Genomic DNA, 23,255 nt, shown 5'->3' on the forward strand with positions numbered 1-23,255 from the left:
AGGTAGACTTGGACGACAGCCCAGACCTAGGCAGCAATTACGCTTGAGCGAGTGCGGGTTCCTCCGCCATCATCCACTCCACGATCGCAGCGACGTGCGCGTCGACGGAGTCGATCGCGGGTAGGGGAGCGGTCTCCGGGGGGACGAGGAGGCCGATCTCTGTGCACGACAGTGCAACTGCGTCAGCTCCGCGATCTTTGAGGTCGTTCATGATTTCGACGTACCGGGCCCGCGAATTGTCAGTGAAGACTCCTTGGGTGAGTTCGTCCCAGATGATCTGATCGACCTCGAGGCACGTTGCCTCATCCGGTACCAGAGTCTTGATGCCCTGGGCTTCGAGCCGGCCGGTATAGAAGTCTTCGAGCATCGTCCATCGGGTGCCCAGAACCGCCAGCGTCGAATAGCCCTGGCGCTTCGCCATAGTCGCGATCGAATCGACCATGTGAATGAGAGGCGCATCGACTGAGACCTCGATCGCCGGAGCGCATTTATGCATGAGGTTCGTGGCAATTGCAACGGCCTCGGCGCCGCCGTCGACCAAACGCTGTGCCGTCGCCACGAGCGACGCGTCATTGCCCGCCCAATCGTTGGCTTCCTGTAGCTCCCGGATATCTGCGAAGTCGCATGAGTCGAGGAGGATCTGCGCCGAATGGTGACCACCGAGCTGTTTCGCCACGGCATCATTGATCTTCGTGTAGTACTCGATGCTCGAATGCCAGCTCATTCCACCCAGCAGACCGATCCTGCGCATACTCGAACTCCTCAACTCGGCAATGACTTTAACGCGACTACTTCCAGTGTGGTGCGTATCATCTGCCTTCAGTAGACCCAGTTCCCTCTACTCTGACATAAGTTGGACTTATGGCTACAGTCTTCGAGCAGGCTCTCGACCTCGGCGAGCCCAAACGCCTCCTCATCTTCGGCGCAATCGCCGAATCCGGCAGCATCGGTGCCGCCGCCCGTGAACTCGGTTGGTCCCAACCAGCACTGTCGCAACACATGAACGCCCTGGAAAAGGACCTCGGTGTCACCCTCTTCGACCGCACCCCGCGCGGTATCCGACTCACCACTGCCGGCCAACTCGCTCGCATCCGCGCCAACGAAGTGGCCGCCTCGGTGACGGGACTGCGCAGCGACCTCGCCAAAGCCTTCGGGCTCGGTGGACGCAATGTCCGCCTCGCTGGTTTCCCCAGCTTCGTCATCGGCCCACTGGCTGCGGCTCTCGGCCGACTCGAGGCAAACGCAGGCACTCAGACGGACTCACCTCTTCACCATTCGTACGAAGTCTCCGAAGCTGAACCGCCCGAAGCGCTTCGCCTGCTCGACGACGGGGCCATCGATATCGCCTTCCTCTTCCATCACGAAGACGAAGCCCCGCCCGAGCTGGCCGGACACATGACCGTCGATCTCGGTGCCGACCACCTGGACCTGCTCGTGCCCGAACGCTGGAATCGTGCCGGGCAGATCCAACACCTCAACGATGTCGCCGAACTGCCGTGGATCATGGGATGCATGCGCTGCCGGTCGACCGCCGAACGTCTCTGCCGCACCGCCGGCTTCGAACCCCGCACCCGCCACATCACCGACAACCCCGGCGCCATCCAATCACTCGTCTCCAACGGACTCGGCGTCGCACTGCTGCCTCGAAGCGCCCGCCGCTACTCCCAGATCCCCGGCATCGACCCGATCGCCCTTGCTGAGGCCGGCGCCCGCCGCGTCACAGCGATGATCCCCGACGGACTGGCAGAAGCCTCCGAAGTCGTCGACCTCCTCGACGCTCTCCAAGTTGGTGACTCCTGATGAGCACGTTCACCAAAGTTCTCGACAAGTGGCTGACCGTCACCACGGCCGCGGCGATCATCGTGATGATGCTCCACATCGTCACCCACGCCTTGGCCCGGTCGATTTTTCACGCCCCGCTCTATGGCACTAATGAGATCGTCGAATACTGGTATCTGCCCATTGTCGCCCTCCTCGGAATCCCGGCCGCGCAACTGCAAAAGGAACACATCACCGTGACCATGGCCATCGAGCGGGCGAAGCCCGCCACCGCCGCGGTGTTCACAATGTTCGCATGCATCCTCGGTGCGCTCGTCTCCGTCGCCTTCGCCTGGTTCGGGCTGAGCAAGGCGCTCGAGAACACGGCGATCGGGTCGACTGCCGACGTCTCCGCTGTCATCACGTGGCCCGTGTACTACCTTGTGCCGATCGTGTTCGTGCTTCTCGCAGTGCTGTACATCCTCGACGCCATCGCCATCCTCCGCCGCCGCAAACAGGGAGGGGAGGAGCAGTGAGCGCCAATACCGACCTCACCAGCGCACCTCTGCCGCCAGAAGACTCCAACACAGCGAGCATCACCGGCGCCACCACCCAGAAACCCACCACAGCACTCTTCCCCACAGGCTCCCGCCGCGAACGCCCTGGCGCACTGGCCTTGACCATCGGGTTCGGACTCGTCGCTGTCTGCCTCGCCGGACTCTTCACCAGCCCAAGTGCCGCCATAGGGGGAGCCTGGTGCATCGGGATGATGCTCGTCCTCCTCTTCCTCTCCGTGCCGGTGGCCATTGCCTTGTCCGTGCCGTCGATCATTGGCGTCTACGCCGTATCAGGCATTCCGGCGACGATGAACATCCTCTCCACCGCCCCATTCAGCGCCGTCTCCGACTGGTCGATGAGCGTGCTCCCCATGTTCATCTTCATGGGCATGCTGCTCACCCAATCCGGACTCTCCGGCAAGGTCTACCGCGTCGCCGACCACTGGTTCTCCTGGCTGCACGGAGGCATCGGCATCGGCACCACCTTTGCCGGTGCGGGACTGTCCGCCGTGACCGGGTCGACCATCGGCATGACCTACGCCCTGGGCCGAGCCGGCATCCCCGAAATGCTCAAAGCCGGCTACGACCGCCGCATGGCAGTCGGCACGATCATGGTCTCCGGCATGACCGGCAACCTCATCCCACCCTCGATCCTCATGGTCGTCTACGCCGGCATCGCCTCCGTTCCCGTCGGCCCCGCCCTCATGGCCGGAGCCGTCCCCGGAATCCTGCTCGCCGTCTGCTTCGCCGCCTTCATCTTCGCCATCGGCGTCATCGCCCCGAAACTCGTCGGCCGTGGCCAGAACACCGAAAACCCAACAGACGGAACAGACGCCACCCGACCGACGACTACCTGGCGCGACCGCTTCACCTCCCTGACCAGCGTCTGGGGCTTCGCCGTCATCCTCGTAGTCCTCTTTGGCGGCATGTTCTCCGGCATCTTCACCCCCACCGAGGCCGGAGCCGCCGCCGCACTCTGCTCACTCCTGCTGTGCCTATGGGAGAAACGAGGGGAACAACCGTGGCGCAAGGTCGCGGACTCGGCCATGAATACGGTGGCGGCCACCTCGGCGATCTTCTTCATCATGATCGGCGCGACTATGCTCACCAGCCTGCTCGCCATCACCGGACTCGCCCCCATCCTCACCGGCCTCATCACGGACCTCGGGCTGTCGCGGATCGGATTCCTGCTCGTCCTCATCGTCCTCTACATCGTCATGGGCATGTTCTTCGACACCCTGTCGATGATGCTGCTGACCATCCCGATCCTCCTGCCCACCCTCGAGACGATGGGCGTCAGCCCGCTGTGGTTCGGAGTCTTCGTGGTCCTCCTCGGCGAGTTCGCCATGGTCACCCCGCCGGTCGGCATCATCCCCTACATCGTCCACTCGATCGCGAAGAACCCCGAGGTCAACCTCGGTGCCACGGTCACGCTGCGCGACATCTTCATCTCCCTGCTGTGGTTCCTGCCCGTCGTCGTCATCTTCCTCATCCTCATGGTCGCCGTGCCCGGAATGACCGAATGGCTGCCCGACCTCATCAGCCGCACCAGCGGGGGAATGTCCGGGTAATCCTCGCCGAGGTGGCCCTGCCCATCCGTGCCCTGTGTCGTTCGAATGGCTGCCGCACGGTGTGAGCGGACTCATGGTTAGGGTGACCTCATTCAGGCATATGATTGGAGGGAATTCTCAGCCTTCGTTCAAAGGAGTCCCATGAAGCGCATCCGCACGGCAGCCCGCCCCGCTCAGGCGATCGCGGCGGTCGCATCGCTGGCACTGCTGGCCGGATGCGCCGGATCCGTCGGCGGCGACGGATCAGGTTCCGGAGACTCCGCGGGGGAGGGCTTCGCCTATGACGCCTCCCAAGACGAGATCGATGAGGCTCTCGCCGACCTAGACCCAGTGACGATCAAGTTCCAGCCTTCGGCGATGTCGGAGAAGTCGATCCTCGCACCCAACGGCCTCGACGTGAAGAAGGCCATCGAGGAACGCTCGGGCGGAAAGATCTCCGTCGACATCGTCTGGGGTCAGGCGATCGCCAGCTACGAAGACGTCGATGACGCTCTGGCCGATGGCCGCGTCGATCTCGCATTCACTCTGCCGTCGTACACCCCGGCCGAGTACCCGGCCTTCGACGCGATCGGCACGGCCATGTCGACGCTGCCGTCCTCGCCGGTGGCCAGTGATCTGGCGGCGAACGCGGCCGGAGTCCAGGCCGCGTGGGAGACACCCGAAGTGCTCGAAGAGTTTGAGAAGAAGAACCTCGTTCCGCTCATTCCGATGCTTGCCGCCGGTGGGTATTCGACGATGTGCTCGAAGCCGATGACCTCACTTGATGACTGGAAAGGCAAGCAGGTTCGCGTCGGTTCGGCCGCCGCAGGCAAGCAGGTGACGGATCTCGGTGCGACTCCGGTGTCCCTGTCGTTCCCTGAGACCTATGAGGCGCTGCAGCGCGGAACCGTCGACTGCGATCTCGGACAGCTCGCGCCGAACGTCGAGGCGGGCACCTTCGAGGTGGCCCCGAACATCGGTGTGGCCTCGGACGCGGGCATTGCTCGTTCGGCCGGTGCGATCACGGCAGGTAAGAAGTATTCGGAGCTGCCGGTGGCTTACCAGCAGGTCATCTTCGACTCGATGTCCACGACGTTCTCCACGATGATGGAGGTCGTCATCGGAGCCAAGGCGCAGGCCGTCGAGCTGGCGAAGGACAACGACGGTTCAGTTCAGCCGTTTGATGATGACGTACAGAAGCAGATGGCGAAGTACGCGAAGGATCTGTCGGACAAGACCGCTGAGAAAGCTGGCGTCACCGATGCGCCGAAGACGCTGGGTGACGCTGGAACTGAGTGGGCGAAGTCCGTGTCCGAACTCGGCTATGACGACAAGGGCGACTTCGCTTCACTCGACGAGTGGTACCCGGAGGATGCGAACTACGACAAGCTCGGCGACGAGCTGTTCGAGAAGGTCATGGCCGAGCACCGGCCTGAGTGATTTGTAGAGCATAGAGTTCGACGGCCCGGTTCATGAGTTTGAGCCGGGCCGGTTCGTATTCGATGGCTTAGTTTTCAGTCTGCTTCGAATCATGGTTGAGTGCGGCCACAGGTCATGCGTGGTGCAACATTTCCCACTGGTCTCGTGGAAATTCAGTTTCGGTATCTCCGAGGAGTAGTGCGCGATAGGTCGCCTCCGCAGCCTGCTCCATATTGACGGCCCTGCGGTACGCCATCTCGATGTCGGGTCCAATCGCCGACGAACCGTGATTTCCCATAATGATGCAATTGTGGGTGCCTGCCTGTTCTGCGGCGGTGTCTGCTAGCTCATCTGACCCGTTCGGATAGAAGTCAGTTCTACCTATCGACTTCACATAGAAGGCGTGGTCGAGTGTGAATAGTCGGACCTTGTGTCCAAGAGCATCTAGCAGCACCGCATACTGTGGGTGAAGATGGATTATGCAATTGACATCTGGCCGTGCTTCGTAAGTTCTTTGGTGAAGTTTCCACTCAGAAGACGGTCGCACTGCGGACGCTCTGCTAGTGGGATTCCCCGCTAAGTCAACGGTTGCATACGAGTCGACAGTCAGTTTGTCGAGGAAGGTTCCTGCGCCGGTGACTGCGAATTCGTCGGCGCCGGGCACTCGAACCGAGAGATTGCCACCGCTCGCAAGTGCGAGTCCTTTCTGGACCGCGTTCAGACCGACTTGGCTGAGTTCGGTGACGAGTTCGAACAGCTGTTCGTTCATGGGTGTACTTTCTTGTTAGAAATGAATCGCGTCAGGGTCAGTCTGAAAAGACTTCGGGATTCTTCACAGTCTTAGGTTTTTGGTTGCGGGTCCACTCCAGAAGTCCGTCGACTGCGATCCTGGAATGCTCGCGGATGACATCGTCTGAAGCGCCTGCAATGTGCGGGGTCATGGTGACGATATCTGATGAGAAAAGTGGGTGATCTGTAGCCGTCGGTTCCTGCCAAAAGACATCAAGCCCAACACCTGCCAACCGTCGTTCAGTAACTGCTTGGACGAGGGCTTCTTCATCGATCAATGCCGCTCGAGCGGCATTGATCAGGTATGCATTCGGTTGAATGAGTGACAGTTCTCGAGCACCGAGAAGTCCGACTGTGGACTCCATGAGTGGGACGTGGAGGGTAATAATGTCCGAGGTAGCGAGGACTTCGTCTAGTGGCGCCACGCGGGCATCCCCACCAAAGGCATCTTCCGGAAGGAACGGGTCGTAGACGATGACATCCATACCGAATCCGAGTGCACGCCGAAGCACACCCCTTCCTACGGCACCTCCGCCAAGGATGCCTAGCGTCCGGCCCGAAAGCTGGATTCCCCGAAAGAGTGAATATGGTTCGAAGACATCGTCTTGTGTCCAATTGCCGCCGCGCAACCAGCGCTCCGCCTGACTCGTGTGCCTAACAGTCATGAGCAGAAGAGCGAAGGCAAGATCTGCTGTGACTTCTGCATTTCTTGCTGGAGTGGCAAGCACTGGGATTCCACGGTCAGTGCATGACGGAATGTCGACGTTCACGGGATTAGCTCGGCATGAGACAACGGCGCGTAGCCGTGGTGATTTGGCCAGCGAAGCTTCATCGACACGATCAAGTTCTGTGATGACCACCTCTGCGGTGGACAGTAGTTCGTCGATTCCTCGTGAACTCAGCGATTCCCCGGCGATAGAAGGTTCAACTGAGTGAACGGTGAAATGCTCGCTGAGCTTCTCAGCTTTGGCCGGATCGAAGGCTGCGGTGATGACCAGATTGGGTTTTGAGGTCATGAGGGTCCTTTCTGAAACAGTGAGTAGTTTTGTCAGTGCCGTTACGGTGCCTGAATCAAGGTTGCGTCCTTGATCTGGTGAGCGTCTGCCCGTAACTGACGCAGGGTTTTCCAAGTGGGTTGAATGGCGTCGCGAACTTGCCGGAATGCTTGCGACTGAACTTTATAGATTTGCTGAACATCCGGGGTTGGTTCGAAGCGTCGCACTGGAGTCATCAACACATCCATTGCGTTGTGGACGCTGTCTGCATGTCTTGTGGCGACCAGAGCAAGCGCGGCGCAGCCGCGAGCTCCGAGTTCAGAGTCGTCTGATCTCTCAATCGTTCGACCAGATACGTCAGCAATGATCTGGCAGATCATATCCGACTGTGCGCCACCGCCACTTAGGCGAATAGTGGTGGTCGAATCGATGCCGAGGGTGTCCATGCACTCACGAAGGGATTGTGCCAATCCCTCGTAGACTGCGCGGACCATGTCAGACGTTTTCGTACTTACAGAGAGATTCGCCCAACCGGCTGATGCCGCAGTATCTACAAAAGGGGCTCGTTCGCCGCTGGTGCTGGTATAGGGAAGATAGATGACTCCACCGGCGCCTGGTCCAGAAGTGTCTGCAAGTGACTCAATCTCTTTCCAGCTGAGTTCGGACAGCCCGAGAGAATCTCGCGCCCAGTCGAGGTTAGGAGTTCCGTTCATCGGTGCAAAACACTCGAGGACCTGTCCCTCACCATCAAATGACAAAGTGATGACCGGTAGGTCGGTCGCGGCAGTCTTTTGGCTATGTACTGCACCGACGAAGCTAGTCGTTCCCATGATTGCATATGCCTGCCCAGGCTTTGCGGCACCAAGCCCAATGCCGCCGACCGGAGTATCAACCATGCCTGTGACCACAGGAAGCCCAGAAGGTAGTCCTGTTGCTTTCGCGGCCGCAGAAGTGATTGATCCAGCGAGGCTAGTTGACGACTTTATGGGAGCGAGAAGCCGTCGAAATCGTTCCTGACCTAATCTTGTGAAGAGTTCATCAGAGTACTTTCCGGTATCTACATCAATGTAGGTTCGACTCGCTTCGGTGGGGTCAGTAGCGATCTCTCCAGTTAGTCGAAAACGAATCCAATCCTTGCAATTGAGATGATGCGCCGATGCCTCAAGTCTCTCGGGATCCGAGGCTTCAAGCTCTTCGAGAAGGACTGGTAGCGCTCCTGAGAATAGGGCGGATCCGGTGATACGACGGACAGCGTCTGCACGACCATCTGACTGCCAGGCATCGACACGATCGCCTGCCCGACCATCCAACCACAGCACAGCTGGTCCGGTTGGATTGCCGTTGCTGTCAATCAGCCATGCTCCGTCTCCTTGCCCAGTGACTGAGACGGCAAGAATCTTTGCCGACGGGGCTTGCGCAAGTGCCTTGTTGGTTGTGAAGCAAACAGCGTCCCAGACTCCCAACATGTCCTGCTCGGCCTGAGTATGCGTCGGCCGACTGATCTCCGTTTCAGTCCGCGAAGACCCTAATACTTCACCTGCGGTCGAGATGACTACGGATTTTACGGCTGTGGTACCTGCGTCGATGCCCAGAATTGCCTCTGTGGTCACTTCGATCAGCCTTCCGCAGCCTTTGCCGCACCGCTGAGTTCAGTTCGTCGTATGGCACGTGAAGCCCTTCGAGCCTCAATCTTCTCAGGTTCAATTCCTGGTGCGCGGAGTAGGTATGTAAGGAACAGGCCAATAATGTAGATCGCTGCGAGCACCCAAATCACTGGTGCTACGCCCATGAGAGGCACGAGCCCTGCTATCACGGGCCCAACGAAGTTCGACGCGCCCGCACCAAGATTGAGCACGGCGACGGCAGCGGCCTTGTGCTCCTTAGCAAGCAGGGGGACAACCGCAGATAGCGGAACATACATGCCGAGAGCGAGACCGTAAATGATTCCGAGGAACATGACGACAAAGTAGTTGGCGCCGACGGCTTGGGGCACATAGTAGAAGCCGAGCACGGTGATCGCGGTGGCAAGGCCTCCACCCCAGGCAATTACGTTCAGGCGTCCGAAGATGTCAGATGCGTAGCCCGAGACAAGGTTGGCGAGAACATTCGCGAAAAGCATTGTGCCCCAAATCGAGGACCACTCGGACTGGCTGAAACCAATTGTCTGCACCATGTAGACGTTGAGAAAGACTGCAAACGAGTAGTAGGACATGGTGTTGATAAGTCGCAAGATTCCGCCGACTGCAACTTTAGGTTTCTCCGCCATGATCGTGACAGATTTGACCAGGCCGTCAATGGTTTCCTTCTTAGTCGGCCGGCGGTCGTTCTTCGGGGCTTTGACGAGTACAGCCACCATCGCGGTCGCGATAATGACGAAGACGATTGCAGACCACAAAGTACCGAGCGCTCCGAATGGCTCGACTACTGCCGATACGAAGTAGCCGCTGATAACTCCGAGCCCCATCGCGTTGAAGAACCAGTACCATCCAACTGCTTTGCCCATGACCTCATTGGGCGTTTCCATCGTGACCCAGACAAGGAATCCATAAGCAAAAAAGGGATACCCGATAGCCCTGATCGCGTATGCGATGAGCATGATCGTGTAATTGCCCGGAATTACTCCTCCGACGAGGAACACCACTTCGAGGGCAATCCAGATCGCGCCTCCGATGATCATCACTCTCCGAGGACCCCACGATTCAGCTAGAGCTCCAGCGAGCCATGCGGCGATAGCAACGATCAGGCCGTAGACGGAGAACAGTGTGGCAATACTGCCTGCGCCAAACCCTTGGTCGGTCAAGTAGTTGGACAAGAAACTTAGCTCGATTCCGTCGCCCACCATGAAAAGCATCAGAGCCAGGAAGCCCCAGGCGAGTTTCGACGAGATTCCTTGGCTGGTGAGGAATCGAGAGAAGCCGCTCGGCTGTGGTGCGGCAGTGAGATCGGACATCGTCTCTCCTTTGAGCTTGAACATTTGTTCACCCAAGTGAACAATCGTAAAGGTAGGATAAGCATTGCGAGGGCGAAGTCAAGAGGAACCCGTAATGGTTTGTCACGAAGGGGTGGGTGTTGATGAGTGATAGGCGAATGATCGGGAGGGTAGCTCGGCTCCATTACGAGAGCGGCTTGACACATCAAGACATTGCAAAGCTCTTCAATCTCTCGAGAGTGAAAGTCACGCGAATGCTGGCGGAAGCAAAGCATCTGGGCATCGTGAAGATCACTGTCCACTCTGATGAGCGACCGTTTTTTGAAGTCGAGAGGGCAATTGCTAGAAAATTTGGGCTGAAAGGAGTATGGGTTTCACCGCCGGTGGATAGTGTCGACGCGCCTGGACAGGCATTTGACGGAAAAGTGCTAGGGGTCACTGGGGCCGAAGCAATGCAATTGCTACTCAGCCGAACTAGACGAGTGGTAATTGGACTGAGCGCAGCGGTGAGCGCGAGCGCAGAGCAACTGCCAAAGTTTTCGGCTCCAGAACTTGAGATTTTCCCTTTGGCTGGCGGTAGAGCTGGCCGCGCCAGTGGATCCAATCCGCAGGAGTTGGTGGCAACTGTTGCGACCGCGACAGGAGGTCAAGGTTATCAATTGCCAGCACCGCTGATCGCCGCAGACTCTAGAGTCTACGGGGCGCTTATGGACAGAGCAGGGTGTGCAGACGTTCTTGACGAGGCGGCGCGAGCTGATCTGTTGATTGTAGGCGTGGGTTCTGCTGATCAGGTCGCACCAGTGTTCCGTCAGCAGACCAGTGAACCCGATCTCGAGGCGATCGCACGGTCTACTGCGGTAGGTGATATTTCTGCCCGCTTCTTTGATTCCTCGGGGGAGCCGGCCATCGAAGACTTAGACAGTCGGGTAATTGGGCTGTCTCTCGCGCAAATGAGGAGAATTTCAAATCGACTGGCAATTGCAGGAGGCCAAGCAAAAGTGGCAGCCGTTCGCGCTGTCTTGGTCTCAGGAATGGTCAATTATCTTGCAACCGACCTGTCGTGTGCACAGTCACTTCTCGAAGAGTCGGGCTGAGCGGCAGTCGTGAAAGTGACAGATTGGCCGACGCACTCGAGAACCGGGCAGCAGGTATAGATGACAGAACGCCTTGAGTCTGAGCATCTCGTGGGTCTAAAGCAGCGGTTCAACTAGGCTGGTCGCGGAACGTATCTCAAGTGGGAAGGGCTGACGGGTGACGATCCTCTACACCATCGGACTGGGCGTCCTCAGCGCGCTCATCGTCGGATTCCTCGTCCGGCGGATGATGCTCACCGGCACCGGAGCCGCCCGCAACACCATCGTCTCCCTCATCATGGGCCTCTCGATCTGGCCCATCACCCTCCAGGCCTACAAACTCCTCGGCATCTCCGAATCCGACCAATACCCGAATCTGTCGATGAGCTTCCCCGCCATCATGGTCTTCCTGCTGCTCTTCGCCTGGTTCATCGTCATCCAGATGTTCGTCCTCCTGGCGATCGAACTCATCATGCCCTCGGGCACGCTGAGCTCACTCATCCGCAATGCACCGAAGATCCCCACCTGGTACCGCCGCGTCAATCGCTTGGCCCAGATCCAGAAGATCCTCATCAAATTCGGCCTCTCCCGCTACCTCAGGCCACGAATCCCGACCCTGCGCGTCTCCCTCCGAGAGATCGCCGCCACCACCCGTGACGCCCTGGCCGCCTCGGGGGTCACGTTCATCAAGCTCGGCCAGTTCATCGCCACCCGCGGTGACATGATCCCGCACGAATTCGTCGAGGAGTTCTCCACCCTCCAAGCCGGAGTGAAGCCCGTTCCCTTCACCGAGGTGAAAGACCAACTCGAAGCTGAATGGGGGCGTCCCGTCGCCGAGGTGTTCGCCGAGTTCGATGAGAAACCCTTCGCAGGTGCCTCCGTCGCCCAGGTCCACCGCGCCGTGACCTGGGAAGGTCGCGTCGTCGCGGTCAAGGTCCAACGACCGAAGATCCGCAAACAGGTCCGGGCAGACTGCGATATCGTCCTCACCCTGGCCGACCGTCTCGATCGCACCACCGATTGGGCGAAGAAGATCGGCATCGCGAAGCTCGCCCGCAGCTTCGTCGATTCACTACAGGGCGAACTCGACTACCGCGGCGAGCTCGCGCACATCGAAGCCCTCCGCCTCGCCGATGAGACCGGCCGGTCGACGACGAAGACCGAGTCCGTCGTCCACATCCCTCACGTGTACAAGGAACTCTCCGGCGAGTTCGTCATTGTCATGGACCTTGTCGAGGGTTCCCCTCTGTCCCACGGCGCCGAGGTGGTCGACCACCTCTCCGAAATCGCGCGCAGAGAGATCGCCCAGGACCTCTTCCTCATGGTCGTCCGCCAGGTGCTCGGAAAGGGCATCTTCCACGCCGACCTCCACCCCGGAAACATCGTCGTTTCAAGCGCGGGTCGTGCCGGCCTCGTCGATTTCGGTGCGGTCGGTCGCATCGACAAACGCGATCGCCGAGCGATCGCACTGCTGCTCATGGCCTTCGACTCGCAGAACTCGCAGGCGGCAACCGCCGCGATCCTCGAGCTGCTCGGGACTCCGAGCGAAGTGAACCTGCGGGAGTTGCAGCGCGAGATCGGGCAGATCATGCTCAAATACGGAGACGGCGCTCCGGGGTCGACTTCGGCGGCGCTCTTCGGCGAGCTCATCGATTTCGTTGTCGATTTCGGGTTCCCGATGCCTGCCTCGGTGGCCACGGCGTTCCGTGCCATCAGCACCCTCGAGGGATCGATCACCCGGCTGGTGCCCGAACTCAACCTGCTGGCGCTGGTGACTCAGAACGGCAAGACACTGCTGCGAGAGGTCGGGGGACTGGGAGTCGACCGACACGAGATGACGCTCTACGCGGCGGCGACCGCACCACAGATCGCCGAGCTGCCCGGACAGATCTCCCGCATTGCCGGTCACCTGCAGGACGGGACTCTCGACGTCGGCACCAGCGGGCTGAACATTGCGACTATCAAAAATCTGCTTGTCTCGACTGTCGAACAGTTCATCCAGGTCATCGTCTCGACGGCCCTCATCCTCGGTGGAGTGATCCTCATGGCCGCAGACTTCGGCCCGGCATTGGCGCCAGAACTCAAACTCTTCACGTATTTCGGTGCGTGGATGCTGTTGGCCGGCAGCGTCATCGCTGCCCTGGTCCTCGCCCCGGCGCTTCGGCAGAGGATGACGTGGGAAGGCTTGGGGTAGTCGGCCACCGACTCACAAAATGAGCCGGGTGGGCCGACCCAATCGACCTCCTCAGATGTCGACCTGGTGCTCGCGCACTCCGTGCTTCTTGCGATACCGCTTATTGAACTCGTAGGCGATCGCGATGACGGCGAGTGAGCCCATCGAATACGTGAAGTCGAGCCGGGTGCTGGGCAGGATCGCCATCGCGAGGATGACGGCGATCATCGCAAACAGTGCGAAGTACGAAGCATATGGGAAGAGCCACATCTTCATCTTGATGACTTCCCCCTTCTTCTCCATCCGCCGACGCATGCGAATCTGCGATGCGGCGATGAACGCATAGACGACGAGAGCAAGCGCCCCATAGGAATGCAGCAGGATATCGAGGACGACTCCGCCTCCAACAAGATGATCGATGAGGACGGCGAGATATCCGAGCACCGTTGCCAGCAGGACGGCGCGGCGCGGCACACCGGTCTTCGACAGTGTCGTCAGCGCCTTCGGCGCATGGCCTTGGCGAGTCAGGGCGAACATCGTCCGACCGGTGACATAGAGTGCCGAGTTGATCGAGGAGAGCACAGCGACGATCGCGAGGATATTGATCGCGATCCCGGCCCATGTGATCCCCATCGTGATCAGAGTCCCGGCATAGGGGCCGTGTGCATCGGCCGAGAGCCAGCCGACGACATTGCCTGCGATCTCGGTCTTCTTCGACCATGGAGTGATCGTCAGGATGACGAGCATGGAACCGACATAGAACAGCAGCACGCGGTAGATCACCGACCGCGTGGACTTCCTGACCGAGTTCTCAGGATCCTCGGCCTCTGCTGCAGCCATCGTCGCGATCTCGGCTCCGGAGAAGAAGCCGGTGGCGGGCACCACCGCGATGAGCATGCCGATGATGCCCAGCGGTGCGAAGCCGGCCCAGCCGCCTCCGTGTTCGCCATCGGCACCGGCCATCCAGTTCGCGAGTCCATCGGCGAAGGGTCGGCCGTCGGCACCGTTGATCAGCCCCGAGATGTAGATGACGGCAACGAGGATGAACGCGGTGATGGCAACGACCTTGATCATCGCGAACCAGTATTCGAACTCGGCGAACGACTTCGTCGAGAACAGGTTCGTCACGGTAAGTGCGATGAGGATGGCCAGACCGATGATCCACGAGGGAACACCTGGGATCATCCCCTTGAGCAGAGCCGTGGAGGCGGAGACCTCGAAAGCGATGACGACGACCCAGAAGTACCAATACGTCCATCCCGTGATGAAACCCGCCCGATCGCCGAGGACGACGCGAGCGTATTCGTAGAACGAGCCGGTGATCGGTTTGTTGATCGCCATCTCGGCCAGCATCCGCAGGACCAGGGCCGCCAGCAGCCCCGCCAGCAGGAAGGAGAAGATCACGATGGGGCCAGTGGAGACGATGAGGTTGCCGGAGCCGATGAAGAGGCCTGCGCCGATGACCCCGCCGAGGGCGATCATCGAGGTGTGCCGATTCTTCAGCGTCCGTTTGAGTTCAGTTGGCTGTGCATCGGTGCCGGGATCGTGCTCTGAATGCCATACCTGCGGATCCATAGGCTCGTCGTTGAGCTGCGTCATGTGTCCTCCTGGGCGGCGGTGCCCGTGTCGGTGAGAGTTGGCCAATGTGACCCTCTTCACTGTCCTCGCGTGGTGGTGCCACCTGAAGACCCAATCCAGATCACTTATTCGGTACCAGATCTGATCGCGATTCGGGTGTCCGAATGTGCAGGGTGAAGCGCACGCCGACGCACGCCTTGCTCCTGAGCCCAGGGACGCCTCGGAGCAGGGCGTGCGCGTGTGAGAGTGCTCAGTCGATAGCCACGAGGTGGCCGCCTCCGAGATCCTTAAGCGTCACCTTTTCCGGCCCTTGACCCTCTGGCCACACTGGGCTCGGAATTTCGCCGGCGATGAGCGCGCGTTCGCGCCTCTGCCCCGGATCGGCGATCGGAGCCGCGTCCATGAGCCGCTGAGTATACGAATGCTGAGGGTTCTCGAATACCTGTCGCCGTGGGCCCATCTCGACGATCTGCCCGAGGTACATGACGGCAACGCGGTGGGCGATGCGTTCGACGACAGCCAGGTCGTGGCTGACGAAGAGATACGACAGGTCGAACTCCTTCTGGAGTTTGATCATGAGGTTGAGCACGGTGGCTCGCACAGAGACATCGAGCGCAGACACTGCCTCGTCGGCGACAATGAGACTCGGATTGAGGGTGAGTGCTCGAGCGATGCAGATTCGTTGGCGCTGACCTCCGGAGAACTGATGCGGGTACTTTCGCATATCGTCCGCAGTCAGTCCCACGAGTTCGAACAGCTCGGCAACACGAGCCTCCGCGTCAGCATTCGACGCCGTTCGGTTGAGACGCATCGGATCGCCGACGATCCTGCCCACCGGCTTGCGCGGATTGAGACTGGCGAAGGGATCCTGGAAGATCATCTGCAGATGCCGGCGGTGCGGTCGCAGTTCCTTCGTCCCCAGGTCTGTGATATCCGTGTCGAGCAGTCTGATCGACCCGCTGTCGGGTTTCTGCAGGCGCATAGCCAAGTTCGCCAATGTGGTCTTTCCGCAACCGCTCTCACCCACGAGCGCCAAAGTCTCTGCCTTGTCGACATGAAAACTCACGTCCTCGACCGCATGGACGCGCATTCCGCCCGAGATCGAGAAGCTCTTGACCAGATTTTCGACTTCGAGAATTCTCGTCATTGGGCGACCTCTTCCTGATCGAGGCGGAACAGCGCGGGGGAGTCAGTGCCGTTCATCGACCCCAGTGTCGGAACAGCGCTCAAGAGCTTCTTCGTATAGGGATGCTGGGGACGGTGGAAGATCGTTTCCACACTGCCGGTTTCGATGGCATAGGACTTCCGCATGACAAGCACTCGGTCGGCGATCTCGGCCACCACGCCCATATCATGGGTGATGAAGATGATCCCCGCGTCGAGGTCGTTCTTGAGTTCTCGCAGCAGTGCGAGGATCTGCGCCTGGATCGTCACGTCCAGAGCCGTCGTCGGCTCATCAGCAATCAGGACCCGTGGTTGGCACGCCAGCGCCATGGCGATGACGACACGTTGCCTCATTCCGCCCGACATCTGATGCGGATACTGGCGGGCACGCCGATGCGGTTCGGGAATCCGCACCCTTTCCATGATCTCGATGACGCCCTTCTTCGCTTCTCGGCGAGACATCCCCTTGTGCACGCGCAGCACCTCGGCGAGCTGGTTGCCCACCGAATAGACCGGGTTGAGTGACGTCAGCGGTTCCTGGAAGATCATCGAAATGTCATTGCCGCGAATCGTGCGCATTGTCGCTTCCGAGGCGGTGCGCAGGTCCACGACGTCACCGCTTGCCCGAGAGAACGTCATCTGACCGTCGGTGACTTTCCCTGAGGAGGAGAGTTCAACGAGCCGCATGATGGCAAGTGAAGTCACAGACTTTCCCGAGCCTGATTCCCCGACGATCGCCAAGACCTCTCCGGGACTGACATCGAAGGACACGTCATTGACAGCAACGTTGTCTTGGAACTTTACGGACAGATTCTTCACCGACAGAATCGGTGACTCATCTCCACCGGCTGCCGTGGGACCACTGACGGGATCAGCGGTGAGCGCTGTGGCGTTCATCGTTCACGTCCTTTGGGATTGAGGGCGTCGTTGAGACCGTCGCCGGACAGGCTGACACTGAGGACAGCGAGGAAGATTGCCAAACCTGGGAACGCCACCGGCCACCACGCAGTGAGCATCTGTTCGCGGTTGTTACCGAGGATCAGTCCCCAACTCATCGTGTTCGGATCACCGAGGCCGAGGAAGCTCAATCCTGCTTCAAAGAGCATTGCCTGACCGATGACGAGGGTGGACATGACGACGATCGGCGGCAGAGCGTTGGGCAGGATCGTCTTCATGATGATCCAGAAGTCGCCGGCGCCTGCCGCACGATCGTTCCTGACATAGTCGAGTTCGCGAATGCGCAGGAATTCCGCTCGAGTGATGCGCATCGTCGCGGGCCAACTGACGACTCCGATAGCGATCGTGATGGTCAAAAGGCTCGGACTGAACAGAGTGACAAGGACCATCGCGAGCAGCAGCGGCGGCAGGACCTGGAAGAACTCGGTGATGCGCACGGCGACGGAGTCTGCCCAACCGCGATGGTAGCCGGCAAAGCCGCCGAGGATGATTCCGATGGTCGTCGAAAGGATGGCAGCGACCACACCGACGAGCATGGTGGCGCGTCCGCCGTAGAGGAGTTCGGCGAAGAGATCACGTCCCAAGGCGTCTGTTCCCAGCAGCACATCGGATTCTCCCGGCGCTTCCATCGGGATGCCGACGATTTCGAACGGATTGTTCGGATAGACCATCGGCCCGAAGGTGATGGCGAGCAGGATGATTGCGAGCAGTGAAAGGCCCACGAGGGCCACCCGGTTGCGTCGGAACAAAGTCCACGCCGTCGTGGGACGTTTCCTCGTCTGCACAGCTGCCGCGGGCGATTGTTCGGGTTGGTCCTGTCCGGTGCCCGGCACCGACATGATGTCGGTCATTGTGGCCCTCCTGAGATCGCGATCCTGGGATCGATGATGCGGTAGGCCACGTCCGTGACCAGATTGGCGATGATGACGAGTACGGAGCTGGCCAGCAGGATCCCGAGAATCACTGGCGTGTCTCTGCGGAGGATCGATTCGAGCAGAAGTGAACCGAGTCCCGGCCAGTTGAAGACGACCTCGATGAGCACCACGCTCGACAGGAGCGCACCGACGTGGAGGCCGAGCAGTGTGACGACGGGCAGGACCGCGTTACGCAGCGCATGCTTGAAGATGACGACTTTGCCGCCCAACCCTTTTGCCCAGGCCGTGCGGATGTAGTCGGAGTCGAGGACCTCGAGCATGCTCGTGCGCGCAGTGCGGCTGTAGAGCGCCACATAGATGAGTGCCAGAGCGGTGGCGGGGAGGATGAGATGCATCGTCGTGTCCCACATCTGAGGTAGGGCATGCGGGGAGACGATGATCGAGTTCATTCCCTGGATCGGGAAGATCGGAATAGCGATCGACAATGCCAGGAGCAGCAGCACGGACGTCCAGAACACCGGAGCGGCGAAGCCGACGAGGGCGATGACTGTGACGAAGTAGCTGAGGATCCCTTGCGGTTTGATCGCGGCGACGACTCCGAGCAGCGTGCCGATGATGAGTCCGGCGAGCATTCCGGTTCCGGCGAGGAGAACCGTGGGGTACAGCCGCTCACCGATGAGAGCCGTGACGTCCTGGCCGAAGTAGAACGAATAGCCGAGGTCGAAATGGGCGATCTGGACCAGGTAGTGCCAGAGTTGAACGATGATCGGATCGTTGAGCCCGTAGGCTTCTCTGATCGATTCGAGCTGCTCGGGGGTCGTGCCGCCGGATTCACCGGCGATGACGGTGGCAGGATCGCCGGGAGCGAGGTGAATGAGGATGAAGTTGAAGATGATGACTGCGAGCAGGAGGAGCACAGCTTGGGCGATGCGGGAGGCAATCGAGCGGCCTCTGGCCAGCGCCATGCTCCTGCGTCCCTTGAGCTTGATCTTCGGTGGGGCGGTCAATGACATGGTCAACCTTCTATCGAGGTGTCGAGCAGCGGCGACATGATGCCGAACGGGCCATTGGGCGGATTCTTCACAGCGTTCGAATAGATGTTGCGGTACGTCTGATTCTCAAGTGGAAGCACGGGGAGCTCATCGGTGAGAATCTTCTGAACCTTCGAATAGTCGTCCTTGCGTGTCTTTTCGTCAGGTGCGGCGGCGGCCTTCTTGAATAGCCGGTCGACGTCCTTATTGCAGTACTGGGACATGTTCGCCCACAGAACACCCTTCTTGATGTTGCTGCACAGGTAAGTGCGTTCGACTCCGACCGCTGGGTCGCCCCAGTTCCAGACATTGTCGAGCGTCATGTCGTAGTCGTAGTTGGACACACGACTGCCCCAGGTCGGTTCGTCTGCGGAACTGCGGATCCGGACGATGATTCCGACCTCTTTGAGGTTGGCTTTGATGGTCTCGGCCACACTCGACGCCATCTCGGCGCTTCCGGGGAGGTAGTCGAGTTGGATGGTGAACCGTGTGCCGTCTTTGCCGATCGGGTATCCTGCGTCGTCCAGCAGGTCCGCGGCCTTGTCGAGGTCGCGATCATAGTGCGGCATCGACTCATCGAAGTAGGGGCTGCCGCTGGCGATCGGACTCGTTGCAGGCTCGAACTGTCCGCGGTGGAGTTTGTTGGTGAGATAGTCACGATCGATGGCATAGGCGATCGCCTGCCTCACCCGCTTGTCGGTGACATTCTTGCTCTTCACATTGAACCCGAGCCAGGAGATCGAGCCGATGCCCTCGTACCCCTTGTCCGCGACTGTGATGTCATCGACGTTTCCCAGGCGGGAGAGAACAGATGGGGTATTCGTGACCATCATGTCGACCTCGCCCTTCTCCGTCGCCAGGGCAAGGGTGTTCTCGTCGCCGATGATCTCGAAGAGCACCTGCTTCGGCGCATCGTCATTGGGCAGGAAGAAGTTGTCGACCTTGTCGAGCACGATTCGTTTGCCTTCGATATTGCTGGCCAACCGGTAGGGGCCGGAGCCGACGACATCGTGGGCGTTCTGCGGATGGTCGGCCACCGTGTCATCGCTGCCGTAGACGTGCTTGGGGATGACGGGAAGGAACGGCGGACTCATCGCCGACATCAGCGCGGGATGCCGTCGGGACATCTTGATTACCACAGTGTGGACATCCGGGGTCTCGACCTTTGTGACAGGTCCGAAGAGGTTGGCACCGAACGGGTGTTCCCTCTTCACCACACCGAGAGAGAACGCCACATCCTGGGAGGTGATGGGCTGTCCATCGTGGAATTTCGCATTCTCGACCAGATGGAGGGTCATCGTCTTCCCGTCAGCTGATTCCTTCCAGGACTTCGCGAGATACGGCTCGGGTTCGAGCTTGTCGTTGAGGCGAATCGGGCTGGCGAACAGCTGGGTACCAGGGGTGGCTGTCGCCAGCCCAGATTGGACAGCAGGATTGAGGACACGTGGTGCCGACCTGGTGCCGAAGATGAAGGTGTCGTCGGTCGTGCCGACCAGCGCTGACGGTGCGGCGCAGCCGCTCGCCGTGACTGTCAGCGCTGCAGCGAACGCCACGGCCGGCATGATCCAGCGGACCGACGAACGCCGTCGTGGTCTGTCCGCGTCGTTCTTTCTCCGGATGAACTTCATTGTTCCCTTTCTCACGGCTGTCGGCGGCTAGCCGCCGACGTGTCCGTGAAGTGCTCGTGCCAATTCGTTCACTGGCGCGGGAGTTTCGGTATGGCTGCCGACCGCGATGAGGACGAGGTGCCCGGGGTCCGTCGAGGTAGTGCCGACCGAGGCGACCTGGCCGGTCGCGCATCTCGATCCGTCGTATTGGATGAGGAACCGGCGTCCGGGGTGCCGCCTGTCGGGAAAGGTTCCCTTGGCGCGGACGAACGTCTCTGGAAGTCTCTGCACCAGCGCACAGAGCCCGTCCGGGTCGATCGCCGAGGAGGTCGTGATCGTCCACGAGCTGTGGACCTGTGAGACATGGTCGGAGACAGAATCCTGCTGGGGACGAGTCGGATCCTCCGCCGGGACATCCCACCGCCGAGGCGGCTCCCCGGACAGGATCTCGCTGCGGTCGACAACCTCCGCATTGATGCCCGGACGAGAGATCAGCCAGTCCGCGACCGTGTGCACCGTCTGGTCATCGACCAGGTCGGTTTTTGTCAGCAGCAGCCTGTCGGCGCCGCGCAATTGCGAAAGCACTGTTTCGCCCACCCACTTGCGATTGACGTCCCGGCGAATCGTCGTGACATCCGCGCAGACGACGGCACCGCCCCTGGAGAAGCCGGGATGATCGCCCCAGCGGGCGACGATATCGGGTTGGCCCACGCCGCTGACCTCGACGTAGATCCGTGAGACTGGGGGTTCGGCACGACGCACAGCTGCAACGGCTGCGGCCATCCCGTCTGAGAGATCGCAGCAGATGCATCCGTTGGCGATCTCCATCGTCCGGCCGTCTCTGGAGCCGATGATCTCAGCATCGATGTTGACAGTTCCGAAATCATTGACGATGACGGCGATGCGCTCGCCGTCCTGACGATCGAGTATCTCGTTGAGCAGGGTGGTCTTCCCCGAACCGAGATAGCCGCCGATCACTGTCAGCTCGATCATGGGTTCACCCGACCGCCGAGAAATGTCGACCGGCCACAACGGTGCCGCGAACTGTGATCTCACGCAATTCCGCAGGCTCGCATTCGTATGGGTCCCGGTCGAGAATCGCGAAGTCCGCGAATTTGCCGGACTCCAGCGAGCCGACGAGATGGTCGAGCTTGAGCATATAGGCCGCTCCGATCGTCACCGCGTCAAGCGCGTCAGGGACGCTGATCCGTTCGTGTTCGCCGAGGATCCTGCCGCTGGGTGTGGCACGTTCGGCGGCATAGGACGCCGTCGCCAAGGGATCGAGCGGAGTGATCGGCGTATCGCAGTGGAACGAGATCGGCACTCCGATGCGCAACGCGGTGGCTGCGGCATCCATCCGTTCGGCACGATCTGGTCCGAGAATGAGATCACGATGCTGATCGCCCCAATACCAGATGTGATTGGAGAAGATGTTCGCGCACATTCCCAGAGCCTTCATCCGGCGATACTGCGCCGGTGTGGACAGCTGACTGTGTGTGACCGTGTGGCGGTGGTCCCAGCGGGGAACCTCCTGGAGCACCTGTTCCACGGTGTCGAGGTAGAGCTCGGTAGCCTCGTCGCCGTTGCAGTGGACGTGAACGAGCGCACCGGCCGCGTGATACGCGCGGAACGCGGTGTAGAACTGTTCGGGCGAGGACAGCCAGATGCCGTTGTCATCACCTTCGATGTAGCCGGGAGCCTGGAGTCGGGCAGTAAAGCCCTGGATGGATCCGTCGAGGAAGAGTTTGACCCCGCCGAGGTGGACCTTGTCGCTGCTGGTGCTCGTCAGATCGGCAAGACGAGCGGCTTCGTCGGCCGCATCACCGTTGCCGCCCATCCCACCCCCACGGTGGAACAAGGAGAGTCGAACCGGATACGACTCATCGTCGATGATCTCCCGGTGCGCTTCGAGGTCGTCGGTGAAGAGGTACGGGTTGCCCAGGTCGGCGGCTGTCGTGACGCCGTGGTTGCAGGCGTCGGCACCGAAATTCCGTAGGGCCGACGCGCTGAATTCTCCACCCAGAACGGACGTTGCGCTCTTGACGAGCGCGATCGCGGGCGGTTCCTGCAGTTCACCTGTGGGCTCACCGGCTGAGTCTTTGACAACTCCCTCGACAGGGCAGTCCCGGTCGATGCCTTCCTGACTGAGCATCTCGGAATTGATTGTGGCGAGGTGACCGCTTTGGTGCATGACGAAGATCGGGCGGGTGTTCGAGACCTCGTCGAGGTGAGTGCGGTCGAGCCGATCACCGGGGAAGAAGATCGGGTCGAGCCCCCAGGCTCTCAGGATCTCACCGTCGGCGAGTTTCGAGTCGGCTTCCCTCAGCCTGTCCTGGACCTCTTCGATGCTCTTGCAGCCGGTCCAGACCGTGCCGTCCGGTCCCTTCCGGGTGTAGTAGCCGATGTAGGTCTGTTCCCACATTCCGCCGCTTTTCGCATGCGCGTGGGCTTCGACCATACCGGGGAAGATCACCGAGTCCGCATAGCGATCGTCGATGTGTGAGGGACCGTAGGCCCTGACCTCGTCCAGCGAGCCGATGGCGCGGATGCGGGAGCCGCGGACCATGATCGCTTCGGCACTCGGCCGCGCCGGGTCCAGAGTTCTCACGAGTTTCGCGGGGTAGATGACTTGCTCGGAGGATTCCATCTCTGGGAGCCAGCTTTCTGCGGTCTCGGCAACGTCGTCGAACCGCGGATCGGAAGTATTGAGGTGGTGCAGTGGTGTCGGCAATGACGCCAGCGCTACAGTAATGCGTCGACGTCACCAGGGACGATGGTGTTCGGGCACCGAGACGGGGTC

19 protein-coding genes are annotated in these 23,255 nt (G+C 60.3%); 6 read left to right on the forward strand and 13 right to left on the reverse strand.

Translation table 11 applies throughout. From position 1 onward, the window contains the following. Positions 1-37: 37 nt before the first annotated feature. The gene (locus KTJ89_RS17295; RefSeq protein WP_172174534.1) at positions 38-751 is read right to left on the reverse strand and encodes an aspartate/glutamate racemase family protein; all 714 of its coding nucleotides are present in this window, start codon (positions 749-751) and stop codon (positions 38-40) included. Between the two features lie 110 nt (positions 752-861). Between KTJ89_RS17295 and KTJ89_RS17300 the strand changes: the two genes are divergently transcribed. The 4 genes from KTJ89_RS17300 (at position 862) to dctP (ending at position 5,305) form a co-directional block, all read left to right on the forward strand. Continuing rightward, on the forward strand, positions 862-1,800 hold the full coding sequence (locus KTJ89_RS17300; RefSeq protein WP_259358673.1) for a LysR family transcriptional regulator: 939 nt from the start codon (positions 862-864) through the stop codon (positions 1,798-1,800). Next, positions 1,800-2,294: a TRAP transporter small permease gene (locus KTJ89_RS17305; protein ID WP_259358674.1), complete on the forward strand. Its 495-nt coding sequence runs from the start codon at positions 1,800-1,802 to the stop codon at positions 2,292-2,294. Before KTJ89_RS17300 ends, KTJ89_RS17305 begins: the two co-directional genes overlap by 1 nt. After that, positions 2,291-3,886, forward strand: coding sequence for a TRAP transporter large permease (locus KTJ89_RS17310; RefSeq protein WP_259358675.1), 1,596 nt, complete (start codon positions 2,291-2,293; stop codon positions 3,884-3,886). Before KTJ89_RS17305 ends, KTJ89_RS17310 begins: the two co-directional genes overlap by 4 nt. 141 nt (positions 3,887-4,027) lie before the next feature. Next, a complete protein-coding gene (dctP, locus tag KTJ89_RS17315; RefSeq protein ID WP_259358676.1) occupies positions 4,028-5,305 on the forward strand; it encodes a TRAP transporter substrate-binding protein DctP in 1,278 nt (425 codons plus the stop codon). Between the two features lie 112 nt (positions 5,306-5,417). On the opposite strand, the gene KTJ89_RS17320 is transcribed toward dctP, so the two are convergent. From KTJ89_RS17320 to KTJ89_RS17335, 4 genes are read right to left on the reverse strand one after another with little or no spacing between them, the layout of a single operon-like run. Then, positions 5,418-6,053, reverse strand: a complete 636-nt coding sequence (locus KTJ89_RS17320; protein ID WP_259358677.1) for a class II aldolase/adducin family protein — start codon at positions 6,051-6,053, stop codon at positions 5,418-5,420. A 37-nt stretch (positions 6,054-6,090) separates the two neighbouring features. Beyond that, positions 6,091-7,089, reverse strand: coding sequence for an NAD(P)-dependent oxidoreductase (locus KTJ89_RS17325; protein WP_139908349.1), 999 nt, complete (start codon positions 7,087-7,089; stop codon positions 6,091-6,093). A 41-nt stretch (positions 7,090-7,130) separates the two neighbouring features. Continuing rightward, positions 7,131-8,678 carry an FGGY-family carbohydrate kinase gene (locus KTJ89_RS17330; RefSeq protein WP_259358678.1) on the reverse strand — a complete coding sequence of 516 codons (1,548 nt, stop codon included), beginning with the start codon at positions 8,676-8,678 and terminating at the stop codon, positions 7,131-7,133. Between the two features lie 5 nt (positions 8,679-8,683). Next, the gene (locus KTJ89_RS17335; protein ID WP_259358679.1) at positions 8,684-10,018 is read right to left on the reverse strand and encodes an MFS transporter; all 1,335 of its coding nucleotides are present in this window, start codon (positions 10,016-10,018) and stop codon (positions 8,684-8,686) included. 218 nt (positions 10,019-10,236) lie between these two features. Between KTJ89_RS17335 and KTJ89_RS17340 the strand changes: the two genes are divergently transcribed. After that, a complete protein-coding gene (locus KTJ89_RS17340; RefSeq protein WP_259358680.1) occupies positions 10,237-11,091 on the forward strand; it encodes a sugar-binding transcriptional regulator in 855 nt (284 codons plus the stop codon). 157 nt (positions 11,092-11,248) lie between these two features. Further along, positions 11,249-13,264, forward strand: coding sequence for an ABC1 kinase family protein (locus KTJ89_RS17345; protein ID WP_259358681.1), 2,016 nt, complete (start codon positions 11,249-11,251; stop codon positions 13,262-13,264). Between the two features lie 51 nt (positions 13,265-13,315). Here KTJ89_RS17345 and KTJ89_RS17350 read toward each other — a convergent pair whose 3' ends face one another. From KTJ89_RS17350 to KTJ89_RS17395, 8 genes are all read right to left on the reverse strand, one after another. Beyond that, complete coding sequence (locus KTJ89_RS17350; RefSeq protein ID WP_259358682.1) at positions 13,316-14,842, reverse strand: amino acid permease; 1,527 nt, start codon at positions 14,840-14,842, stop codon at positions 13,316-13,318. A 229-nt stretch (positions 14,843-15,071) separates the two neighbouring features. After that, on the reverse strand, positions 15,072-15,968 hold the full coding sequence (locus KTJ89_RS19280) for an ABC transporter ATP-binding protein (RefSeq protein ID WP_310650308.1): 897 nt from the start codon (positions 15,966-15,968) through the stop codon (positions 15,072-15,074). Continuing rightward, on the reverse strand, positions 15,965-16,882 hold the full coding sequence (locus KTJ89_RS17370; RefSeq protein ID WP_259358683.1) for an ABC transporter ATP-binding protein: 918 nt from the start codon (positions 16,880-16,882) through the stop codon (positions 15,965-15,967). The genes KTJ89_RS19280 and KTJ89_RS17370 overlap by 4 nt, the downstream gene beginning before the upstream one ends. Continuing rightward, complete coding sequence (locus tag KTJ89_RS17375; RefSeq protein WP_259358684.1) at positions 16,879-17,793, reverse strand: ABC transporter permease; 915 nt, start codon at positions 17,791-17,793, stop codon at positions 16,879-16,881. The genes KTJ89_RS17370 and KTJ89_RS17375 overlap by 4 nt, the downstream gene beginning before the upstream one ends. Then, positions 17,790-18,830 (reverse strand): ABC transporter permease, encoded by a 1,041-nt coding sequence (locus KTJ89_RS17380; protein ID WP_219729019.1) that lies wholly within the window; start codon positions 18,828-18,830, stop codon positions 17,790-17,792. Before KTJ89_RS17380 ends, KTJ89_RS17375 begins: the two co-directional genes overlap by 4 nt. A 2-nt stretch (positions 18,831-18,832) precedes the next feature. After that, positions 18,833-20,476: an ABC transporter substrate-binding protein gene (locus KTJ89_RS17385; protein ID WP_259358685.1), complete on the reverse strand. Its 1,644-nt coding sequence runs from the start codon at positions 20,474-20,476 to the stop codon at positions 18,833-18,835. A gap of 27 nt (positions 20,477-20,503) precedes the next feature. After that, the gene (locus tag KTJ89_RS17390) at positions 20,504-21,448 is read right to left on the reverse strand and encodes a CobW family GTP-binding protein (RefSeq protein ID WP_259358686.1); all 945 of its coding nucleotides are present in this window, start codon (positions 21,446-21,448) and stop codon (positions 20,504-20,506) included. 4 nt (positions 21,449-21,452) lie between these two features. Beyond that, a complete protein-coding gene (locus tag KTJ89_RS17395; protein ID WP_259358687.1) occupies positions 21,453-23,186 on the reverse strand; it encodes an amidohydrolase in 1,734 nt (577 codons plus the stop codon). Positions 23,187-23,255: the final 69 nt, after the last annotated feature.

The organism is Brevibacterium sediminis (genome assembly GCF_024895295.1).
GTDB lineage: Bacteria > Actinomycetota > Actinomycetes > Actinomycetales > Brevibacteriaceae > Brevibacterium > Brevibacterium sediminis.